Source organism: Marinomonas polaris DSM 16579 (genome assembly GCF_900129155.1).
Lineage (GTDB): Bacteria > Pseudomonadota > Gammaproteobacteria > Pseudomonadales > Marinomonadaceae > Marinomonas > Marinomonas polaris.
Genome location: NZ_FQVF01000002.1, coordinates 368832 through 383243, shown reverse-complemented (window position 1 = coordinate 383243; position 14412 = coordinate 368832). Strand labels below are relative to the sequence as shown.

The 14412-nt window shown below is 41.6% G+C and carries 15 protein-coding genes; 6 read left to right on the top strand and 9 right to left on the bottom strand.

Going from position 1 to position 14412, the window contains the following annotated elements:
- Positions 1-85 precede the first annotated feature (85 nt).
- Both BUA59_RS01710 and BUA59_RS01705 read right to left on the bottom strand, forming a co-directional pair.
- A complete protein-coding gene (locus BUA59_RS01710; protein WP_072837981.1) occupies positions 86-811 on the bottom strand; it encodes an efflux RND transporter periplasmic adaptor subunit in 726 nt (241 codons plus the stop codon).
- A gap of 6 nt (positions 812-817) precedes the next feature.
- Positions 818-2392 (bottom strand): TolC family protein, encoded by a 1575-nt coding sequence (locus tag BUA59_RS01705; RefSeq protein WP_072837980.1) that lies wholly within the window; start codon positions 2390-2392, stop codon positions 818-820.
- Between the two features lie 417 nt (positions 2393-2809).
- On the opposite strand from BUA59_RS01705, the gene BUA59_RS01700 reads away from it, so the two are divergent.
- Complete coding sequence (locus tag BUA59_RS01700; RefSeq protein WP_084122084.1) at positions 2810-4054, top strand: multidrug effflux MFS transporter; 1245 nt, start codon at positions 2810-2812, stop codon at positions 4052-4054.
- A 31-nt stretch (positions 4055-4085) separates the two neighbouring features.
- Here BUA59_RS01700 and BUA59_RS01695 read toward each other — a convergent pair whose 3' ends face one another.
- The 3 genes from BUA59_RS01695 to BUA59_RS01685 form a co-directional block, all read right to left on the bottom strand.
- Positions 4086-4589 carry a type II toxin-antitoxin system YhaV family toxin gene (locus tag BUA59_RS01695; protein WP_072837979.1) on the bottom strand — a complete coding sequence of 168 codons (504 nt, stop codon included), beginning with the start codon at positions 4587-4589 and terminating at the stop codon, positions 4086-4088.
- A gap of 2 nt (positions 4590-4591) precedes the next feature.
- Positions 4592-4921: a type II toxin-antitoxin system PrlF family antitoxin gene (locus BUA59_RS01690; RefSeq protein WP_072837978.1), complete on the bottom strand. Its 330-nt coding sequence runs from the start codon at positions 4919-4921 to the stop codon at positions 4592-4594.
- Positions 4922-5125: 204 nt separating this feature from the next.
- A complete protein-coding gene (locus BUA59_RS01685; protein WP_072837977.1) occupies positions 5126-5683 on the bottom strand; it encodes a TetR/AcrR family transcriptional regulator in 558 nt (185 codons plus the stop codon).
- A 229-nt stretch (positions 5684-5912) separates the two neighbouring features.
- Here BUA59_RS01685 and trpB point away from each other — a divergent pair, with 229 nt between their 5' ends.
- The 4 genes from trpB to map all read left to right on the top strand — a co-directional run bounded on the left by trpB (position 5913) and on the right by map (position 9032).
- Positions 5913-7175, top strand: coding sequence for a tryptophan synthase subunit beta (gene trpB, locus BUA59_RS01680; protein WP_072837976.1), 1263 nt, complete (start codon positions 5913-5915; stop codon positions 7173-7175).
- The gene (trpA, locus tag BUA59_RS01675; protein ID WP_072837975.1) at positions 7172-7972 is read left to right on the top strand and encodes a tryptophan synthase subunit alpha; all 801 of its coding nucleotides are present in this window, start codon (positions 7172-7174) and stop codon (positions 7970-7972) included. The genes trpB and trpA overlap by 4 nt, the downstream gene beginning before the upstream one ends.
- Positions 7973-8053: 81 nt before the next feature.
- Positions 8054-8260 (top strand): ParD-like family protein, encoded by a 207-nt coding sequence (locus BUA59_RS01670; RefSeq protein ID WP_072837974.1) that lies wholly within the window; start codon positions 8054-8056, stop codon positions 8258-8260.
- 1 nt (position 8261) lies between these two features.
- A complete protein-coding gene (gene map, locus BUA59_RS01665) occupies positions 8262-9032 on the top strand; it encodes a type I methionyl aminopeptidase (protein ID WP_072837973.1) in 771 nt (256 codons plus the stop codon).
- 85 nt (positions 9033-9117) lie between these two features.
- Here the strand turns inward: map and BUA59_RS01660 are convergent, their stop codons facing one another.
- From BUA59_RS01660 to BUA59_RS01645, 4 genes are all read right to left on the bottom strand, one after another.
- Positions 9118-10824 (bottom strand): ArnT family glycosyltransferase, encoded by a 1707-nt coding sequence (locus BUA59_RS01660; RefSeq protein WP_072837972.1) that lies wholly within the window; start codon positions 10822-10824, stop codon positions 9118-9120.
- The gene (locus BUA59_RS01655; protein ID WP_072837971.1) at positions 10821-11489 is read right to left on the bottom strand and encodes a TVP38/TMEM64 family protein; all 669 of its coding nucleotides are present in this window, start codon (positions 11487-11489) and stop codon (positions 10821-10823) included. Before BUA59_RS01655 ends, BUA59_RS01660 begins: the two co-directional genes overlap by 4 nt.
- A gap of 3 nt (positions 11490-11492) precedes the next feature.
- The gene (locus BUA59_RS01650) at positions 11493-12230 is read right to left on the bottom strand and encodes a glycosyltransferase family 2 protein (RefSeq protein WP_072837970.1); all 738 of its coding nucleotides are present in this window, start codon (positions 12228-12230) and stop codon (positions 11493-11495) included.
- Positions 12231-12377: 147 nt separating this feature from the next.
- Positions 12378-13298 carry a LysR family transcriptional regulator gene (locus BUA59_RS01645; protein ID WP_072837969.1) on the bottom strand — a complete coding sequence of 307 codons (921 nt, stop codon included), beginning with the start codon at positions 13296-13298 and terminating at the stop codon, positions 12378-12380.
- Between the two features lie 89 nt (positions 13299-13387).
- On the opposite strand from BUA59_RS01645, the gene BUA59_RS01640 reads away from it, so the two are divergent.
- On the top strand, positions 13388-14356 hold the full coding sequence (locus BUA59_RS01640; protein WP_084122082.1) for a DMT family transporter: 969 nt from the start codon (positions 13388-13390) through the stop codon (positions 14354-14356).
- Positions 14357-14412: the final 56 nt, after the last annotated feature.

The window sequence follows — 14412 nt, the reverse complement described above, 5'->3', positions numbered from 1 at the left end:
GCTTTATTGTTTTTAGCAGCATTTGTTACTGTTCTTTTAAAAATACTGCTCTTTAAAAAAGTACTAGTATTAAAATTCTATTTTTTTACTGAAACATCGCCACCACGCTCATACCAGGTAAAACCTTGACTGGTACTTTTTTAATCGTAGCTCGTATTTGAATAGTTTGGCTCGTTGGATCGACACTTGGCCCAATATGGCTAACCACCGCCTGTAATGTTTGTTGGGTTTCTTCTACTTGCAAGGTAATCGCTTTATTAATCATAAGCCACGCCATCCATTGTGCTGGAACAATTATGTCGGCTTCTAATCGATTCAATCCGACGATTTTCATCAATGCTTGTTGCTGTTGCACGACTTCAAATGTATGACTATCGAGTTGTTCAACCACACCATCAAAAGGCGCTTTAATATCACAACGCTCTACGTTTAGTTGTGCCATAGTGCGCTCTGCCTGAACCTTTTGTAGCTCAGCTTGTGCAATAGTGACTTCCAATGTTCCAATGGAATTCAGCCGATTAAGTTGCTGAGTGTTATCTAATCTTGCTTGCGCTACTTTCGTTTCGGCATCTACTTTTTCTAACTGAGCTTCAAACAACCGACAATCTAAACGAATAAGAGAATCCCCTTGCTTAAAGGATTCCCCCATTCTTTTGGGCACTGCAATCACTCTGGCTGATAACTCAGTAGACAGCGTCGCTTTATTGGTCGCGACCAATATACCTCGCGCTTTAAAGGTCTCTTGTGCGATAACTGGCATCGTGATTAAACAAGAGAGCAGACACACCACAACTTTCAGTTTTAACGTCATCAAAACTTACTTCTCAGCCACACTTTTTGCCGCTAATGCAGATTGCATTTCTTCCGCGGAAATCACTTCAATGTCACCTTGTTCCCAGCGAGCAAACATGTTGTTGAAGGCTGTCGATAATTCCTCCAAGCTCATATTGCCAAAACCTTCTGGCAATGGGTCAAGACCCATAGAAACTAACACTCTACCGAAGTTATTTTGCAGATCAGCGTAAGCCACATCACGACGTAACTCTGCCAACAAAGCATTTAGATCCTCTCGAATAACGGTTAAATCCCCAATACTTTGCGCTGTTCGGCTAGAATCTACTTGGGCTTTAATACGCTGTGCCACATCATAATATTGTGTAGCCAGTGCATAAGTATCATTCGATTCTTTGAATTGAATATCAGCAATGTGAACCTGAGAGATAACCGCCATAGAGGTTGCTAGAGATCGCTGTTTGCCCGCGGCAATTTTCAAGTCATTCAACCTATCTAACTTGCCATATCGAAACACGTTCATAAGGTTCCAATTCAAACCCACACCAGCGGACGTCCAGTCGTTATAACGAAGGTAATCAGAATCGTTGTAATTCAGGCCTGCACTAAGGCTTAAGCTTGGAAAAAGAGACAAAAAGGCAGAATGCACTTCTTCTTGAGTAATACGCTCTTGGTATTGCGCTTCTCGTAGTTCTGGTCGAAGCACTAACGCAGTGCGCTCCATAGAGCTCATGTCGACATTAAGAACAGGGATATCGCTATTAGGATTATTAACATCAGCCAATTCAAAATTAACAGCAGGATTTAGGCCCATTAAAATTGCCAACTCAGTTTTGGCCGGCATCAAATCCTTACGAATGTCTTGAAGGGTACGCAAGGTTTCCAATAGAGACCGCTGATAGGTTAATGCTTCCATTGGGGACTGAGCACGAAGCTTTTCTATCTTAGCTGAGTCAACTAATGCAGCACGAGCCTTAACGATTAAAGGGTTGATTTTAGATAACAAACGTTCCGCAGAAACCGCCCGATAATAAGCATTACGAGACTGCTCCATAATAGAATGAACCACTTTACGTTCGCGCTCTTTGGAAATCAGAAAACGATCTGCTTGCTGTTTTGCACGATAGTACGATAAGCCAAAATCGAGAATATCCCAAGTCGCGCCAATACTCGCATTTACCGTACTTTTATCAGATGAAACCGAGTAACTCGGATTGCTACCTAAGCTCGATGGCTCATCACCAGAAAAAGTAACCGATGCAGAAGCCGCGTAATTGTTACGATGATTGTAGCCCGCCTTGGCAGCTAATTCTGGCAACATATCAAACTTATCGACTGCCAATTGCCCCTGCGAAACTACAGCTTCAAAGGCTTTTAAACGCGAGTCGCGGTTGTACTTAATAGTACGAGCAAAAGCTTCGTTTAAATCGATTGGACCAGTAATAGGGGCAACATCTTTATTTATCTCATCAGCATTTTCAGCCGCCTGAGACAAGATTTCTTGATTAGTAAATTGTTTAGGGGTAACCGAACAACCAGCAACCGACAAAGACACAAAAACAGCCAAAGCAGTTCGACCAAATAGTAGGCGAGAAGTCATAAAACCCCCTTATAAATAATAAAAAAAGAAATCATCGATAGACAAATGGAATAGAAATGAAAATTAGACCAGTCAAATACATAACAGGCAGAAAGAGGGGGTATTCAAAACGATTTATAACACCACATTCCATGCAAGCTCACTTTACTGTATCCGTATCAAAGAATTTGATTGCGATTGCCATCAAATATATAGGCATCGTATAAAAATCACAAAAAAAGTGCAATGAAAATGCAAGAAATTACTAACCAAGCCAAACAATTTACAATCACACAGCTCAAATATAAATTATCCAATTCCTTATTTTATGCACACATCCGTAAGCTGCGTTTTATAAAGCCTGAGTATAATACTCAGCTATTATTAGGACTCGATTTTTGCTTCCTTTCGAAACATCATATTTTCTCTGGATGACATATGGAAAATGCTCACAACAACGCTTCTTCTTCCGGTATGGGATCGAAGGAGTTCACGCTTTTAGTTGCTCTGTTAATGTCGATAACAGCAATATCTATTGACGCTTTGCTACCAGCACTTGGGATTATCGGTAACGAACTTGGCGCAGTAACAGCAAACCAACCACAATTGCTCATTAGTATGTTGTTTTTAGGTTTGGCAATGGGGCAATTAATTTGTGGACCACTGTCGGATGCACTAGGTCGTCGCCCTATTCTATTTGGTGGCTTCGCTCTTTATTTGGTTGGCACTGTGGTCTGCTACCAAGCAGACAGTTTAGAAATGCTGATGTTGGGTCGTTTTATTCAAGGCTTAGGCGTTGCTGGCCCTTATATTTCCGCCATTTCCCTGGTTCGTGATTTGTACCATGGCGCGCAAATGGCTCGTATCATGTCTTTGGTGATGATGATTTTCGTCTTGGTTCCAGCCATCGCCCCAACACTTGGTCAAGCGATTATGTTTGTCGATGACTGGCGCGGTATTTTTGAGATGTATCTTGTTTATGCTGTGTTATTGATTGTTTGGATTGGCTTTCGTTTAAAAGAAACGCTACCAAAATCCAACCGTATTCCTTTTTCGAAAAAAGGCTTTTACGAAGGTTTTAAAGAAGTAGTAACAAATAGAATCACGGCGAGCTACACCATATGCATGGGGTTATTCTTCGGTAGCTTTATTGGCTATTTGAATTCTTCACAACAAATATTTCAGGTGCAATTCAAAACTGGTAACTTGTTCGCACTTTACTTCGGTTTATTGGCCTTAGTATTGGGTTTTTCTTCTTTGATTAACTCTCGTATCGTTGAAAAACATGGCGCAAAATACATCGCCTTCCGAGCTATTTGCGTTGTCGTTATCGCATCCATTGCATTTTTTGCTTTGCACGCTTTTGTGGCGATCAGTTTATGGATGTTTTTAGTCTATGCTGCCGTTTTGTTCTTCTGCTTTGGTTTGTTGTTCGGTAACGTCAACTCCCTAGCAATGGAACCAATGGGGCATGTCGCGGGCATTGCATCTGCTGTTATTGGTTCAGTGTCGTCTATTATGTCGATGAGCATTGGTACTGTGATAGGCCAAATGTACAACAATACCTTGATGCCAATTTCGGGTGGCTTCGTGATTATGGGCTCACTAGCAGTATGCATCATGTATTGGGCTGAGAAAGGACGCGTAGAAGAAGTGGTTGAAGAACAAAGCGCAGCGGTTTAACCGCTGCTTAAAACCTTATTTAATGGCTATTTTATGATGGGAGTTCATCGTCGTTTGAAAGAAAATGGCGTGTCGAAGCCTTTAAAAGGTCGTCCCAATCATCCGGTGGCTGTCCTGACATTAGCATTTTAGAGAAGACCCTGTAAGCGTCATTTTTGCTGCCATAAGCTCTTTTATTTTTTTCATCATTCACCCAAGCATAAACAATAATCTTTGATTCGACGTGGTATCTGAAAAACAAACGATACCGCTGAAAAAACTTGGCGCGAAACCAGTGTTTATGATTATCGCCTAACGTCTTGCCTTGACGATAATCTGAACTGGTTGGATCTTGAGGAATTATTTCAAATGCCAGCTTGTGAATGGCGGCCAATCGCTTAGTCGCATTTTTCTTTACATAACCTGTAGGATCTTGCTGCTTTAATTCCTCCACTTTGTCCTTGAGAATAAGATATTGCTCAGCGAACAAAGGGTGTGCATAGAGTGTCCAGCCATTAACGATGGTAGGATGATGATTGCTCGAATATAAAGACAAATTTATTCATCCTCATCAGACAACGGCGCATCCAAATCTAGCTCAACATTTTCAATTAGGCTTTGAACAGTATTGCGCATACTTGTTGTCAATTGCTGCAGATTTTCTGGATGCTGTTGCATGTCATTAGCCAAAAAAGACAAAAACTTATTCATCACAGGATCGTCTTCTGTTTTTTCAACTTTTGTCATTAAAACATTGCCATCTGCTTGAATCACATATCGGATTTTATCTTTTTTACCCAAATGCAAAGCTCGACGAACAGAACTAGGCACCGTTGTTTGAAAACGCTCGGTAAGTGTTGACTCGGTTTCCAAAGCGATATTAGCCATTATTGACAACCTCTATCTTGTTGCAGAATGTATTACAAAAATTGTAGTACCAAAACTCAGACAATGCAAACGCATTACTTCAATCAAATCATTACCAAGCTCGCTAGTATTTTCGCGCTACCACACAACAAAGCCGCGCCCGCGTGACCCGCGTGAACAGTAGGCATAATACAGTAGGCATAATAATGTCGGCATCAAGTTCAGCTATTTCATCAAACCATCAAGCTGACTTTCTAGCTCAGTCTTAACCATCATTGCCTGATTCATTAATGCAGGCGTTAAAAGCGCTTCTCTACTAACCGCCTTTAACGCAAAGAAATTCATCGGCGATACGGCAAACTCAGCAATCCAAGCTAATAAAGTCGACTCTAAAACAGCCTCAAACTCAGTAAATAAGGAAAAGGTAGACGGCAACATTTTATGCTGCTCGCCCAATAAAATACGGTACACCGCAAGGCGATCGGCTTTATTAACCCAAGCCTCCCAAAGCAATATCCAGCCTGAAATAAGCGTGAGATTTTTCTTCGCTTGTAGACGCACCAAGACCTTTTGCATCTCATCTTGTGCTTGCTCAGTTAACGAGGCTAACGCCGTTTCCCATAACACTAACTTAGTAGGAAAATTGCTGTATACCGTAGGCTTAGAAACGCCAGCTGTCACGACCACTTGATCAATACTGGTACTCTGATAACCCTGTTGAGTAAACAAACCACACGCCGCCTCAACTATGTGGGCTTTTTTACTGGGTCTTCCTCTTGCCATAATGTCCTCGATCTAACTATTCGCTATAAATTATATAGTAACCTATTGATGTTCATCTGCTTTCGTTTTCTAACAACGCAATTTGGCTTTGCGTCTGTCTGAAGACTCAATCTCTATCCTCTAAAACTTAATTTCCCATCAACAATTCAAAACACTTGACGAACGTTTATCATCGCATTAAATTAACTAAACGGTATAGTTAAATAAATAGCAATTTTAGGAGCAAGTCATGCAAAGCGAGAACGGTTTCTACGGGCAATACGGCGGTAGCTATATTCCTGAAATCCTTTATTCGAGCCAACAGCAAATTTTACATGCGTTCGAAGAAGCCAAAAACGACCCAGAGTTTCTCGCTGAACTGAATAAACAATGGCAGCAGTTTTCTGGCCGCCCAACGCCGCTGACTTTTTGTGCGAACTTAACCGAATACTTTGGCGGCGCACAGATTTACCTTAAGCGTGAAGATTTAAACCACAGTGGCGCACACAAGATGAACAACGTTATTGGCCAAGGGTTATTGGTCAAACGCATGGGTAAAAAACGTGTGATTGCGGAAACAGGCGCTGGACAACACGGCATTGCAACGGCTCTTGTTGCGGCGCGTTTAGGCCTAGAATGTACTATTTACATGGGTGCAAAAGACATTGAACGTCAGTACCCAAATGTTTTCTGGATGAAACAACTTGGTGCCACTGTTGTACCTGTTACCACTGGCGCACAAACGCTACGAGATGCATTAGACGAAGCGCTACGTGACTGGTCTTCTAGCCATGAAGAAAGCCATTACCTAATTGGCACCTCTTGTGGTTGCGCGCCCTTCCCTGAAATGGTGGCGTATTTTCAATCTGTAATTGGCAACGAAGTACGCGAGCAAAGTGTCGCGCAATTCGGTCAATTTCCAGACCGTTTGTATGCTTGCGTTGGCGGTGGTTCGAATGCTTGTGGTTTGTTCCTACCTTTCCTCGATGACAAAGAAGTGGAAATGGTCGGCGTCGAAGCAGGCGGTAAAGGTTTGGAGCTTGGCGAGCATTCCATTCGCTTATCTCACAATCTTGGACAGCCTGGTATCGCACAAGGCTTTGCAACTATGTTCTTGCAGGATAGCGCGGGACAATTACAAGAAACACACTCTATCGCAGCTGGTTTAGACTATGTTGGCGTATCCCCTATCATCGCCCATTTGGCGGAAATTGGTCGCATCAAAATGACTTACGCCATGGACGATGAAGTAATTGCCGCTTGTACTTTGTTACTGAAAAAAGAAGGTATCATTCCAGCACTTGAATCTTCTCATGCACTAGCGGGCGCTTTTAAAGATGCACCGAACTTACCTAAAGACTCGAAGATCGTTATCAATCTTTCTGGTCGAGGCGACAAAGACATCTTTAACGTGGCAAAAGCGGTGCAAGACGAAACCTTCCCGCAGTTTTTAACCGATTACCTTGCTTCTTATCCAACTAACCACGCTGACCACAAGGAGCAAAACGCATGAGCCAATTAGCGACCTTTATTGAAGAAAAGCGCCAACAAAAACCTATTTTGTCGATGACGCATGTGGTTTACGGCTACCCAAGTGTTGAGGAAAGTTTGAGTTGGATGGAAAGATTAATGCAGGAAGGCGTCGATTTTATCGAAGTCCAATTTCCTTTTTCCGATCCTGTCGCCGACGGCCCAAGTATAGTTGCTGCTTGTCATAAAGCATTAGAGCAAAAGCTGGACGTGGAAACCTGTTTATCTCAGTTAGGCAAAATAGCTAAAAATTTTCCTGACAGCCGCATTGTGTTGATGAGCTACTTAAATCCAATGTATCGCTTTGGTTTAGACAAGCTCGCTAAACGTGCAGCAGAAGAAAATATTCTAGGTTTAATTCTTCCAGATCTGCCGATTGAACAAGCAGCGACCTATCAAGCAGCTTGTAAGGCTAATAACATCGATCCAGTTTGGTTGGTGACTCCAGTGACGCCACCAGATCGTTTAGCGATGCTAGCAGGCCAAGCAAGCGGTTTCTTATATTGCGTCGCTCGTTCTGGTGTTACAGGTCATTCTGTCCATGAAAACAAAAGCCATGAAGGCAAAGCCAAGCAAACATCACTTGATGATTATTTAGCGCAAATTAAACAGCATGCTAGCGCACCAATGGGCGTCGGTTTTGGTTTACGCGAACGCGCTCAAATAGAGCAACTGATCGGCAAAGCTGACATCGCAATCCTTGGTTCAGCATTATTGGATGCATATAACAAAGGTGGTCAAGAAGCAGGCATTAAGTTGATAAAAGACTTGTTCCACTAACAGCTAATCAATAAATAGCACTTGAAAAGCCACACCCCTGAATATATGATCCATATACACTTTATATATGGATCATATCTCATGGGTATTATTAAAATCTCCGACGAACTTCACGACGACATCCGCAAAAGCAGCCATGTCATGTCTCGCTCTATCAATGCGCAAGCAGAATTCTGGATAAAAATGGGACGCTTAGCCGAGCTTAATCCCAGCCTCACTTTTTCTGAATTGATCGCCAATGAACTGGCTAATGCAAATACAGAAACGCCATTGAAAGCCGTCAAGTAACATGCAAGTACACATCAAAACCCCAGCTGAAATCAAATTCATGCGCGAGTCTGGAAAGTTATTAGCCCGCGTATTTCATATGCTTGATGATTTTGTAAAAGAAGGCGTTTCGACCTTAGAGATTAACAACAAAGTTGAAGACTTCATTCGTCATGAACTCAATGCCAGACCTGCGAGTCTAGGTCAATATGGCTATGAATTTGTCCTCAACTCCTCTATCAACGAGGTGGTTTGCCATGGCGTTCCAAGCGACAACCAAAAACTCAAAGCAAAAGACATCATCAATCTAGACATCACCCTAGAAAAGAACGGCTTTATCGCCGATTCCAGCAAAATGTATGTCATGAGCGAGGCGAACCCTATTGCCAAACGATTAGTCAAAACCACCTATGAAGCGATGTGGGCTGGGGTCAAAAAAGTAAAACCTGGCGCAACTTTAGGCGATATAGGAGCCGCGATTCAAACCTTAGCAGAAAACAAAGGCTATTCGGTGGTAAAAGAATATTGTGGTCACGGCATTGGCCGCGAAATGCACGAAGAACCGCAAGTACTACATTACGGTAAAGCAGGAACAGGGATGACATTGGAGGAAGGGATGACCTTCACTATTGAGCCAATGATCAACCAAGGCAAGGCCAAAACCAAGACTAAAAAAGACGGCTGGACCGTAGTAACCACTGATAAAAAACTGTCCGCTCAATGGGAACACACCATCCTAGTGACTTCGACAGGTTATGAAGTACTAACCATAAGAAATGAAGAACTAACCTGACAAAAAAGGCCCAGTCAAATAAATAAACTGAGCCTTTCTTTCAGATTACAACATTCAAAACATCATTTAATTGACCATAAGAAAACTACTCGTACAGAGCCTTCAATGGTAAGGAATAACGTTTAACTGTCTTTGGCTTTTCACACGTGGGCGTCATGGCACTTTCATCAAGCAAAATCCATTCTTTGCTATGAGCTCGATCTAGCTCTTTAGCTTTGCTTAAATCAAAGCATTCAATTGAATTATCTTTAGCTGTCATCACATAACGATTAGGCTTCTCACTCATCCACAACCAAGCATTTCTATCTTGTTCTTGAGTACTACTCAGATAACTAAAATGGATTAAAGGAACTGGAGAAAAAAGCAAAAACTGCTCTTTAAAACGAGTCACACCAAGCTCGCCATCAGGGCCAATATCTCGCGCTGCTTCAGCCATTATTCCCTTTGCTGGGGTTCTTTCGGGGTTAAACAACATATAGCCAGCCGTACTATATAACACCCAAGTGATCGCAAAAGCGGCCCAATAGATGTTTAGATCGACCTTATTACGCTTCCATAACAAGATAGCAAACCAACCCAAAGACATGACCAAAAACAAAATACCAAATGGTAAAGTATGCTCACCAATTTCTTTGGTAATTGCATGTGATTTAGTAAAGCAAAGTACTGCAGCAGTAAAAAACAGCATACCAAAAGCAACAAAGCCCACCTGCAATACGCGCCTAAACCAAACCGTCAAGCCGATATTAGTAAAATGAGCCCCCATAATTAGAGCCAGCATAGGCAAAGCCGGTAAGATATATAGGCCTCGTTTTCCAGGACTAATGCTAAAAAATAACACCAGCAGTGCAACCCAAACCAAGACACTAAACATCACCGGAGAGACTTTAACATCGCGCCAAAAGGCTTTCGTAAACAAAAAACTATAAAGAGGAAACCACAAAGCAGGAATCACGCTGACCAAAAAATAATACCAAGGGTTAATATGCCCCCAAGAATCCGCGTAGCGCTCACCCGTTTGCTTAAATAAGATATTGTCACGATAAGCCATAAAGTCAGGATTATTACTGTGCTCAGCAATATACAACATAGGTAGTAACCAAGCAGCAAGGACCAATAACATGGCCAACGGCCCTAACCACAAAGTCCAGTTTACTTGCATTTTTTCGAATCGATACTTGCTACTAAAATGCAAAAACAGCACAGGCAACAAGAACAGCAGTGGTAGAAAACCAACCCCTTTCGTAATAATACCCAATCCCATAAAAGCCCAGCTGGCGACATACCATTTAAAGCTGGCTTGGTAGAAAAAATGACGTAACAGCCCATACATGGCAATCGTGATCCAACAGGCGACTGTGGCATCTATCTGAGCAGATTTTGATTGAATAATAAATTGCGGTGCAATAAGCAACATTAAGCAGGCATTACGTGCTGTTTTGACATTCCAAAGTTTTGCAGCAATATCAAATGTACAAAACAAAGCAACCAAACTCGCCACAGCATTAGGAATTAAAAAAGTCGCTTTCAAACTTCCTGTCAGCCAATATAAAGACGCCAGCAACCACATAAAAACAGGTGGCTTATCTGGGTATAATTCACCGCCACGCATAGGGAAAAACCAGTTTCCAGAATTCACCATTTCTCTGGCCACCTCAACGAAACGAGGCTCATCGGCAGGCCAAGGATCACGAAGTCCAATACCCGCTAAAATAACTACAGCAGCCACTAAAAAAATCAGCCAGAAGGTACGCTTATAATCCATACTATCTATCGGTGTTGTAGACATCATGCGTTATTTTCCAAATTAAGTTTTGAGAGTTTATGCTTCAAATGATCTCGATAAATGAGAGCAGTCAAAACAAAGCTTAAAAGAGACAATCCAATACTAAGGTAAATCATCGCGTGATTAGCAGAGCCAATACCACCACCAATCAAAGCAAACACAAGCGTTTGTGGAAAATACCCCAACACACTAGCGCACAAAAATGCAGGCAAAGGCACACCAACACTGCCAGATAACAAGTTGGTCACTAAATTACTGCCAACAGGTAGCAGCCTTAGAGTAAGAATTTTCATGAAAGGAGCACGGCTGGCAAACTGATTAAACTTATGCATACGAACTGGAAAATGATGTGCAAGAGTATGAGCAAATACCATTCTAGCGGCCATATAATTTGCCAACGCGGCTAATGAACAAATAGCAATCGCCACGGCAACGCCTACAACAGCGCCATACAAATAACCAAATATAAAAGATATCGCTTGGCGTGGACCACCAATGCCAACAAAAATCAGTGCCGCTAAAGCAATGGAAAAATGCCCTATCCAGCCATATTGTAACAAATAGCCAGTCAACCAATTTTTATCCGATAGATGGGCTAAAACAGGGTTAAGCACGCCCGAAATAAGTAACACAACGAATATAACAAGCAGCAGCCATTTAACCCATTTCATGAATTAATCCTGACTCGAATAGATCTTAGCAATAACAGGATACTTCGCGCGTTTGTTCAACCAGATCACCCCAACAATATCGATAATCCCAACCCAGGCACGGTTCCAAGCATTATAGTTAGAAACACCTGCGTTTCGATCTCTGTGGTTTACTTGGCAAACTACAATTTCGCCATCGATACGTTTAATTAAAGCTGGTAAGAAACGATGCATATGATCAAAATACGGAAGAGCTAAAAAAGTATTTTTCGGAAATAATTTCAAACCACAACCAGAATCAGGCACGCCATCATTGAGTAATTTTTGACGAATATTATTAGCAACTCGGGATTGAAAACGCACCCAAGCAGTATCAAGACGTTTTTTACGATAACCTGCTACGCAAAAATGCTCTCTGCTTAATAAAGATGCTTGTTGAATTAATTTAGCATAGTCATTCGGGTCATTCTGACCATCAGCGTCTGAGGTGATAATCCACTCGCCTTTAGCATGGCGAACAGCGGATAAGACAGCTGTACTTTGACCACAACTGTTAGCGTGATAAATCACTTGTAGATTGCAACCAATTTCTTTGGCGGTATCAATCGCGACCTGAGCAGTACCGTCATCACTTCCATCATCAGTAAGTACCACTTCAAATGCGTACTCAGGAGAAAGGCTTTTATGTATTTCTTTAATTAATAACCCTATATTCCCCTGCTCATTTTTTGCAGGTAATACAACGGATAAAAAAGGTACCATACCAACCCCAAGTTTTATGTAAAAAATAGAAAGATAAGCACACAATTTTATTCATAAAAACGTATAAAAAAGGTGAAAAAAAACAATCCCATTCCTTAGGAATTCACGATCTAAGTATTTACCTTACTTGTTACACTTTTGTTATAACTAGGTCTTATTTGCTACAAAATGCTCCACCATAAAATCGATAAACACGCGCATTTTATTGGGCATAAAGCGCATAGCAGGAAACTGCATATGAATACCGCCTTGAAAATCACTGTTTAATTGCCAGTCTCCCAATACCTGTACCACCTCCCCTTTATCGAGAGATTCTCGAACAACAAAATCAGGAAATTTGCCAATACCAAAACCTTGCTTAACGCCTTTCAAACGCATCTCAGAATGGTTATTGATGTAACGCCCATCAACTTTAATATCTAGCTTTTGCTCACCTTGGCTAAATGACCAAAGGTTATCACCATCAAAAAAGCCCAGCGGCAAACAATCATGCTCTAATAAATCATCAGGTAATATCGGCAAGCCACGTTCTGCCAAATAAGCTGGACTGGCACAAAGAATAGAGCGAACACTTCCTATGGTTTTACACACCAAATGCTCATACGGCTGATCCGCCACATGGAATACTAAATCCACATTTTGATAAGCAGGATCTATACGCAAATCAGTTACTTGAACTTGCAACGAAATCCCTGGATACAAAGCCATAAACTCTAACAAATACGGCTCCAGCACCTGCTTAGCAAAGGCTTTAGGAGCGGCTATTCGTAAACGTCCTGTTGCTTCTGTGGCGTTATTTTCAGATGCGATGACGGCTTCTTTTGCGCTGTCTAACATTTGTCGACATTGCTCATAAACCGCCATACCAACCAAGGTTGTGGTTTGGCGTCGAGTAGTACGTTCTATCAATACCGCCGATAAAGCCGTTTCCATACGTAATACTTGCCGACTAACACCTGAAGGCGTCACGCCAAGCTTCAGCGCTGCCTTGGTAAAACTACCAGTTTCAACCACCGCAACAAACGCAGCCATGTCAGGTAACAATGCAATGAGCTTATTTATGTCCATGAGTCACAAGTCTTTTGATTAATCTGCCAATTATTATTTATCTAAACACAAGTTAACATGCTTTTCTTTATAAAGGTCACGAGATCATCATGCTAATGTCTAACATCCAATTCCCATTTCGAAGAATTCAACTACCTCTCCCAGAAATAGCATTACTGCTAACTGCTTTTTTCTGGGGAACCAGCTATGGCATTACTAAAGAAGCGCTACTGTATACGGGCGTACTTGCCTTTATCGTGATCCGCTTTGGCTTAACATCTATTTTGCTCGCCCCTATTTTTATCAAAGAGCAGCGCATGGGATTAGCAAAAGACTGGAAATTTGCCGTTCCAACAGGGGGCATTTTACTGTGTATTTTCCTTGCAGAAATCTATGGCATATTCCATACCACAGCATCTAAAGCCGCTTTTTTAATCAGTTTATGTGTGCTGATCACCCCATTTGTAGAAGCCATTACAGACCGTAAATTGCCTAGTAAACAAATTATTTTATTTGCTTTACTGTCGTTATTCGGTGTTTTTCTACTGACAACACAAAGCAGCGGCCAGCAAACATTTGATATGATTTCTTTAAACGAATTGTCTTTTGAATTTTTGTCTTTAGACCTTCTATCTTTAGACATGAATAAAGGAGACTACTCAATCTTGTTAGCCGCTTTTCTGCGAGCCTGCATGATAGTGACAACAAAAAGCTTACTGAAAGGAAAAACGTTATCGGCGCTTAGCACCACAAGCATTCAAGCCAATGTGGTTACCCTTGGCGCATTATTCATTTTTATTGCAAGCGATAATCCAATTGAGCAATTATTCCCAACAGATCTTTCTTTTTGGATATCGGCTTTTTACCTCGCTATTTTCTGCACAATTTTCGCCTTATTTGCACAGAACTTCGGCGTTAAACACACTACACCATCACGGGTTTCCTTGCTCACTGGCTCAGAACCTGCCTTCGGGGCGATGTTTGCTTACTACTGGTTGGGAGAATCCCTGAATACCATACAAATGATAGGCGGCGCCTGTATTTTACTAGCAACCATAATGGCGACTTTAAGAAAATAAAGATCTCTGTTTTGAAATGAAAAGGGTGAAACAAAAAAAGGCTTAGGCTCTATATT

Bases quoted from the DNA above. Each gene is read 5' to 3' on its own strand.
- BUA59_RS01650 (WP_072837970.1), bottom strand. From the start codon at position 12,230: ATGGTACCTTTTTTATCCGTTGTATTACCTGCAAAAAATGAGCAGGGG.
- BUA59_RS01645 (WP_072837969.1), bottom strand. From the start codon at position 13,298: ATGGACATAAATAAGCTCATTGCATTGTTACCTGACATGGCTGCGTTT.
- BUA59_RS01655 (WP_072837971.1), bottom strand. From the start codon at position 11,489: ATGAAATGGGTTAAATGGCTGCTGCTTGTTATATTCGTTGTGTTACTT.
- BUA59_RS01670 (WP_072837974.1), top strand. From the start codon at position 8,054: ATGGGTATTATTAAAATCTCCGACGAACTTCACGACGACATCCGCAAA.
- BUA59_RS01640 (WP_084122082.1), top strand. From the start codon at position 13,388: ATGCTAATGTCTAACATCCAATTCCCATTTCGAAGAATTCAACTACCT.
- trpB (WP_072837976.1), top strand. From the start codon at position 5,913: ATGCAAAGCGAGAACGGTTTCTACGGGCAATACGGCGGTAGCTATATT.
- BUA59_RS01705 (WP_072837980.1), bottom strand. From the start codon at position 2,392: ATGACTTCTCGCCTACTATTTGGTCGAACTGCTTTGGCTGTTTTTGTG.
- BUA59_RS01660 (WP_072837972.1), bottom strand. From the start codon at position 10,824: ATGATGTCTACAACACCGATAGATAGTATGGATTATAAGCGTACCTTC.
- BUA59_RS01690 (WP_072837978.1), bottom strand. From the start codon at position 4,921: ATGGCTAATATCGCTTTGGAAACCGAGTCAACACTTACCGAGCGTTTT.
- BUA59_RS01700 (WP_084122084.1), top strand. From the start codon at position 2,810: ATGGAAAATGCTCACAACAACGCTTCTTCTTCCGGTATGGGATCGAAG.
- BUA59_RS01685 (WP_072837977.1), bottom strand. From the start codon at position 5,683: ATGGCAAGAGGAAGACCCAGTAAAAAAGCCCACATAGTTGAGGCGGCG.
- map (WP_072837973.1), top strand. From the start codon at position 8,262: ATGCAAGTACACATCAAAACCCCAGCTGAAATCAAATTCATGCGCGAG.
- BUA59_RS01710 (WP_072837981.1), bottom strand. From the start codon at position 811: ATGACGTTAAAACTGAAAGTTGTGGTGTGTCTGCTCTCTTGTTTAATC.
- trpA (WP_072837975.1), top strand. From the start codon at position 7,172: ATGAGCCAATTAGCGACCTTTATTGAAGAAAAGCGCCAACAAAAACCT.